Here is a 1,566-nt window from a genome sequence, read left to right on the forward strand (position 1 = left end):
CTGTGAGATAGCTCGCGCCCTAAAAACTGGGCGCGAATCCGGTTTGGACCGCGTGGGCCTTTATTTTCCCATCGGCATTGACCGGATCGCGGCGATCCTCGGCTGTCAAATCCTAGGTGTTTCCTACGTTCCTGTGGAACCAAATCTTCCAGTGAGTCGCATTCGCGAGATGCTTTCGCAAGCGGATCCGAGCGTGCTCCTCAGCTCAAACGCCATCTGTTCGGCGATCCTCAAGGAGGTCTCGTCGTGCTCGACGGTGATGGTCGAGGAAGTTGGAGTGGGCGCGGCCGATGATGGATCGTCGAACCGAGACTTGGCGCTGCCGCCGACGTCCGGTGGCTACGTTATCTTTACCTCTGGTTCGACTGGCAAGCCGAAGGCAGTCGACATGGGAGGAGCAGCACTTCAAAACCTCGTGGACTGGCAGATCGCACTTTCGACGCTGTCAGATAATGCGGCAACGGCTCAGTTCGCCCCCATTTCGTTTGATGTATCATTTCAGGAGATATTCTCGACACTCTGTTCTGGTGGCCGTATCGTCATCCCAACCCACGAACAGCGGATCGATCCCGATTTGTTTTCGGACGAGATACTGCGTGCGCGGGTGGAACGATTGTTCCTGCCGTTTATCGCGCTCCAACAATTGGCGTCGAATTGTGTGGAGCGCAATCTGTTTCCCGACAGTCTACGGGAGATCCACACCGCCGGCGAACAACTCGTGGTCTCTTCCGCTTTGCGCCAGTTTTTCAGCAAGCTCCCTCAGTGTCGGCTCTTCAATCAATATGGTCCCTCCGAGACACACGTCGTCACTTGTCATGAGCTTGATAGCAATCCAGCTGAATGGCCCAGGTTACCGCCTATCGGTAGGCCTCTGCCGAATGTCGAACTGTTTATTTTAGGTGAGGATGCCCGGCCGGTGAGGTCAGGAGAGGTGGGAGAGCTGTATATTGGTGGCGTTTGCCTCGCGCAGGGTTATTTCCGCGACAAGGAGCGAACAGAGGAGCGGTTCGTGGCTATTGATATCAATGGCGCGCGAACGAGATTGTATCGGACCGGCGATTTTGCGAGTTCAGATGAACGTGGTTGTTTTTTCTTCTGTGGTCGCCGCGACCACCAAGTCAAGATCGACGGCTATAGGGTTGAACTTGGAGAAATTGAGAGCGTTATAGCGGATCACCCAGACGTAGCCGAAGTCGTCGTGGTTTTCGAGCGTGATGCAAATGGAACGGGCCGACTAATCGCTTGCCTAACGAGCAAAGATGGCGCGCCAACCGACTGTCTCGAGACAGTTGTTCGCGCCCAAGTCCGTGAGAAGCTCCCTGGCTACATGGTGCCGGACCGTGTCCAGATCATCGGAGCGATGCCTAAAAGTGCGAGTGGCAAGGTCGATCGGAAATCAATCGCCGAACGGTTGTGTGCCGAAAAGGTGAACACCTCGGCACCGCCTGTCGAGAAGCCAGCCAGTACCACCACGAGCGGATCGGTGAAGAACAGCGATCTGTGCGGCGCGATCACCTCTCACTGGCGGGAGCTCCTGGACCACCCCTCGCTCTCGGACTCCGATAA

1 protein-coding gene is annotated in these 1,566 nt (G+C 56.1%); it reads left to right on the plus strand.

Going from position 1 to position 1,566, the window contains the following annotated elements:
- Nucleotides 1-52: 52 nt before the first annotated feature.
- Nucleotides 53-1,566, plus strand: a 1,514-nt coding sequence (locus EOA24_RS37485; protein ID WP_245501956.1) for an amino acid adenylation domain-containing protein, incomplete at its 3' end; no start/stop codon positions are given.

Origin of the sequence: Mesorhizobium sp. M2A.F.Ca.ET.039.01.1.1 (assembly GCF_003998035.1) — a bacterium.
Taxonomy (GTDB): Bacteria; Pseudomonadota; Alphaproteobacteria; order Rhizobiales; family Rhizobiaceae; genus Mesorhizobium.